Below are 5,151 nucleotides of genomic sequence, written 5' to 3' on the forward strand. Positions count from 1 at the left end.
TCCATGATTAACGCGCCAACGAAGCCAATTTTCACAAACTTCGCACACTTACGCTGGACACAAACGTAAGTCTAAAAAAAACGCCCCTCAACCGAGTTTAACTCAGCCGAGGGGCGTTAATAATAGATCAACTATTTAGTAGCCGTGGCAGTTTCAGCGGTGATGGCTTCGACCGTCATAATTGCTTGTTTTGTCACTTCTGCGGTTACGGGTTCATCCGTTGGTACGAAGTGCATTTGCGTGTGTGGATCAGCTGCTGTAGCTGCCAACTTATCAATGTCAGCATCACTAGCGTCTGCCAAGTCCACGTCTGCCAAATTGGTTGGCAAATTCAAAGTCCGGTAGAATGGCAACAAGCGTTTGAGTTCATCCGTCTTGCCTTCAATGGCGAGGAGAACTAGAATCCCATACGCGACTTTAGCACCATGCAGGTGAGGGGCGGTTTGTGGGAAGATGGTCAATGCATCATGAATTGCATGCGCACCCGAGGCGCGACCGTAATCATCGCCCCAACCACCAACGGTTCCGGCCATGACGGTCACCGTTTCGGCAACTTGACGCCATTCAGGCGTCAAGCGACCAGCCTTCATGTCTTCAACCGCTTGTTCAGCGTACTTCATCAACACTTCGCGACAGTTGTTGGCCATTTGACGAGAAATGGTCAATGCAACAGTGTACTGGTCTTCAGGTAACTTTTGGAAGATCAGTTCTGATTCGTAGTATTTGGCTAACGTATCACCGATACCAGCTACGAAATACTCAATTGGTGAATTCAAAATGACTTTCGGATTCAACAGTGTTAAGTTAGCCGTTTCGTTGTAAATTTCATGGCCGATGTGTTCGCCATTTTCCTTGTAGTGCACGGAAATTGCGGACCATGGGGAACAGTTGCTGGCCAGCGTTGGAATCAATACTAAGTAACGATGGGTGCCAGTAGTCACACTCTTAGCGGTGTCTAGTACTTTACCACCACCGAGACCAATCACCATCTCGGCGTTGTTTTCGTCGGCAATGGCCTTGACCCGGTCAATTTCTTCAAATGAACATTCGCCGTTGAATTGAACGTCAGTGACATTAAATTCAGCCGGCCATTCTGGTAGATATGGCTTGGCGGCAGCGAGTGATTTGGTGCCGTGCAGGAATAACACGTTCTTCACGTTTAAGCTGGCCATGAACCCTGGTAATTGGTCATAAGCCTCGTTATCTGATATGTAGCGTTGTGGTCCACTTTGTGAAATCATTGTCGTCAGTCCCTTACTATTGCTTGCGGGCAGTCCGCAGGCGTTATGTATTTTTGATCAAGCTATTGCATTGAATAGCTAACGTGAAGTTATTATCGGCTTGTGATGATGAAAAGTCAAGGAAAATTCTCATTTGTTTCTTATAAAATAGTGAATTAAGTTTTGACAGCGAATTTTGAACAGTAAATTTTTTTGAAAATAATTGAAAATTAGTTTAAGTATTAATTACAGTCTAATAGATATAATTAGTTGATAAATAGCGAAATCATTTCGTAATAATCCAGAGTTTGATTAAGAATGTGAGTCATAGACACAATAAAATGGCATAAATGTATTGTTTTTCACAAATATGATTAATTGAATCAATTATGATTACCAATCATATTAACTAATGTATTTTAATGTAAAACGCTTTCGTTTTTGGCGAAATCATTGTACGCTATTAATTGAAATTCAATTGAAAACGGGGGCATTGAGATGGTTTGGTTAAAGGGACATCGGCGGCAATCACTTAAATTGGGACTGGTGATTGCGGCGGTATCAATGGGGTTGTTTGGCGCAGCTAGTTTAGCGCCGAGTGAAGCTGTTGTTGCAGCAACAACGACAACCACGCAACAACAAGCAACATTAACGCTTAGCGACTACGAGCACGCTTCAGCGTTACAGCTTGCGCAGATGGTTCGGAGCGGTAAAGTCACCAAGCAGCAATTGATCCAGTTAGCGATGACCAAAATTAAGCAGGATAATCCGCAGTTGAATGCGGTTTTGACTTTGCGGGAGGATAAGGCACTTAGTGAGGCGGATGCCATGACCGATACGGGGCAACCATTTTATGGCGTCCCCATTCTAATCAAGGGACTTGCGCAAGAACTGTTAGGCGAACCAGCCACTCAGGGCTTGCCTTATTCCAGTGATCGAGTTGCCAGCTATACGAAACCGTTTGTGAAGCAGCTGCAGAGTTTGGGATTTGTGGTCATTGGTCAAACGAACTATCCAGAGTTGGGACTTTTGAACGTCACAACGTCAAAACTCTACGGCACGGCGTCGAATCCGTGGAACACTGCGAATAATCCTGGCGGGTCATCCGGTGGTGCCGCGGCCAGTGTCGCTGACGATATGGTACCACTAGCAACTGGCAACGATGCCGGTGGCTCGATTCGAATCCCAGCCTCATGGTCGGGTACGATTGGCTTGAAACCAACTTCGGGGATGATTGTCGGTGATAGTGCAACCAGTTCCATGGCTAGTTTTGCCGAAACGGAATCGATGGCGGACACGGAAACGCTGTTTGATAATATGTTAAGCGGCAAGGTCACTGCCGAAGCTGCCCCAAGTGATTTGAAGGGCCAAACAATCGCCTACTCAACCAAATCACCCGTGGGAACGCCGGTCAGTCAAGACGCGGTTAATGCGGTTAATCAGACCGTGGCGTTTTTGAAACAGCAGGGCTTTAACGTGAAGCAAGTTGATAGCCCGGTTGACGGCAAAGCACTCATGATGGCTTATTATAAATCGGCAACCAGTAGCGGCTATGCGGCGAACACCTTTGCGCGCAGTAAATTCCACCGTGATCTCGAAGCGGATGATGGCGGTATTATGACTTATGCCTTGTATGAAGCAAGTAAGAAGCTGAATCCGAACACGGATGGAGTTGCGGTTAAGCAAACCATTGCCACTGCAACCCAGCAGATGGTTGACTTTCATAAACAGTACCCACTGTATTTGACACCAACCACCGCAACCACGGCGCCAAGTAATAGTGACCCAGCTTTCTTGCCAGAATACGTGGCCAAATTGCGCAACATTGGTAGTTTGGATAGCGCGGCTCAGATGCAGTTGATTTACGATGCTTGGTTGCATGGGTTGAGTAAGTCGCCGTTTACGCAACTGGCCAATTTGACCGGTGAACCGGCGATTAGCTTACCAACTACGTGAGTGCGGATAAGCTACCACTTGGTGTTCAGTTCCAGGCGGCTAAGGGACAGGATCGACTCTTGTTGGCAATGGGAAAACTGTTTGAAGATCAAGGCCAGTTGAAGATGCGTGATACGCAAAATCAGACTGGTACATCGGATAACGGTACACCGAATACGGATGCGACAACTTCAACGACGCAACTCAGACACCAGATACAACGCCTCAACAACCAACACAAAAACCAGTCACGACACCTACTAAGCCAACAACCAAAGTGACTTATCCAAAAGCCGTGTATGCCAAAACTGGCATTAACGTCTACAAGGATGTTGACCTCATGCACCGAGTTAAGCACTTCACCAAGCAAGCTCGCACTAAGGCCGTCACGTTTAACGTTTTGGGGGTCGCTTATTCGAAAGGCGGCGCATTGCGCTACCGGGTTAAAGGTGGTTATATCACCGCAAACAAGCAAGTTACCGCCGCGCTTTATTATCAAACGAATCCGAAGTGCGTTCGGGTGATTGCTGCACACGGCATTTATGAGTATCAAAAGTTTCAGTTTAAGGCGTCACAACGAACCACGCACCTGAAGAAGGGCGCCGTTGTAACGGTTAAATTGATTAAACAGCAAGGTAAGTTAACCCAGTTACAGTTGACAAATGGTCAGTGGGTAACGGGGAATAAGACCTGTTTGATTCAAACCAAGTAAGTTCAACTACCACCCACTAAAGTAAGTGGATTAAAACAGCGGTAGTTATTGATCAGCAATCTTTCGCCACGTTTAACTGTTTTGAAAGCATTCCTGATCGATAATCAGTCTACCTGACCGTTTCTGCTTGCTTAGATACAGCACTGCCGCAGTTATCGTTCAACTTTGGTCTGACACGCTAATTACCTATTTACGGGGTCGCCCCCAGCCATTTGGAGTCGGAATCCGGAGTTGCCACGGTACCGATGGATTATTCGCGAGATTTAGGCTTTTTGGAGCAACGCTAATCCCTTATTTTTAATGTTAATAGCGGCATTATGGTCACGAATATGAAAAACATGACAGTTCGGACAACGCCATTCTTCTTGTCCTAGTTTGACTTGCTGATTGATTACCTGACAGCAGTGACAGCGTTTGGTCGTGTAGGCTGGATTAACCGTGATATAGGTTCGGCCATATAAGTCAGCTTTATACTCAAGCTGACTAATGAAGGTACGCCAGCCCACATCACTGATACTCATCGCCAGGGCATGATTTTTCAACATATTTTTCCCGCGTAGTTCTTCGGACACGATCAAATCGTGGTTCTGGATCAGTACCGTGGAAGTGCGATGCAGAAAGTCATTGCGTTGATGGGCGATATGACTATGAAGATTAGCTCTTTGTCGCCGGGCTTTTTGATAATTCCGACTGTCTAACAAACGGCGATGTTCTTTTTTGGCTCGCCGACTCCGACGCGCCACTTTACGGTCCTGTTTAGCTAGTTTCGTTAGCATCTTACGATAGTAGCGCGGATTCGGTACTTGCTGACCTTGATCATCGGTTAAGAAGTTGGATAAATTTAAATCAATGCCGATTTCTGAACCAGTTTTCGGCAACGCTTGTTTTAAAGGATGATCTGCTTTGATTTGAAAGGACACATACCAAGCGCCATTCGGTTCCTGTTTAATGGTGGTTACGCCAATTCGGACACCTTTTTCGTGTGGTAGATGTTTAATGTTGTTGGCCGATGCCTTCAAACGACCAACTTTGGGAATCTGAATGTGGTGAGGGTCGGTCACTTTAACTTTAGCGCCGTTAAAAATATCCTCACCAGCTTGACGAGACTTAGCCGGATAGCTGTTTTTTGTTTGATAACTGAATCGATATTGGTCTTTACGTTTGGGTTTCGGCGTCCCCGCTGAATTGACCTTCCGCCACATGTTCCAAGACGCCTGATAATTACGAATTGCCATGCTCGGCATGTTGGTATCTAATCGAGAATCAGTCTTCAGCCATTTAGCG

At 46.1% G+C, this 5,151-nt stretch carries 5 protein-coding genes; 3 read left to right on the forward strand and 2 right to left on the reverse strand.

All coding sequences use genetic code 11. The annotated features are described in order from the left end of the window. Positions 1 to 131: 131 nt before the first annotated feature. Positions 132 to 1,241 (reverse strand): iron-containing alcohol dehydrogenase family protein, encoded by a 1,110-nt coding sequence (locus JCM2765_RS15970; RefSeq protein ID WP_054737534.1) that lies wholly within the window; start codon positions 1,239 to 1,241, stop codon positions 132 to 134. Between the two features lie 477 nt (positions 1,242 to 1,718). Between JCM2765_RS15970 and JCM2765_RS15975 the strand changes: the two genes are divergently transcribed. Genes JCM2765_RS15975 through JCM2765_RS15980 form a run of 3 tightly spaced genes read left to right on the forward strand, consistent with a single transcriptional unit; the run spans position 1,719 to position 3,867 of the window. Further along, complete coding sequence (locus JCM2765_RS15975) at positions 1,719 to 3,176, forward strand: amidase family protein (protein ID WP_225352147.1); 1,458 nt, start codon at positions 1,719 to 1,721, stop codon at positions 3,174 to 3,176. Then, entirely contained in the window at positions 3,173 to 3,436 is a 264-nt protein-coding gene (locus JCM2765_RS18485; RefSeq protein WP_225352148.1) for a hypothetical protein, read from the forward strand. Before JCM2765_RS15975 ends, JCM2765_RS18485 begins: the two co-directional genes overlap by 4 nt. Further along, positions 3,433 to 3,867, forward strand: coding sequence for a DUF5776 domain-containing protein (locus JCM2765_RS15980; protein WP_054737535.1), 435 nt, complete (start codon positions 3,433 to 3,435; stop codon positions 3,865 to 3,867). Before JCM2765_RS18485 ends, JCM2765_RS15980 begins: the two co-directional genes overlap by 4 nt. Positions 3,868 to 4,130: 263 nt before the next feature. Here the strand turns inward: JCM2765_RS15980 and JCM2765_RS15985 are convergent. After that, positions 4,131 to 5,151, reverse strand: a 1,021-nt coding sequence (locus JCM2765_RS15985) for an RNA-guided endonuclease InsQ/TnpB family protein (protein WP_156301837.1), incomplete at its 5' end; no start/stop codon positions are given.

This window comes from Secundilactobacillus similis DSM 23365 = JCM 2765 (assembly GCF_001311075.1).
Lineage (GTDB): Bacteria > Bacillota > Bacilli > Lactobacillales > Lactobacillaceae > Secundilactobacillus > Secundilactobacillus similis.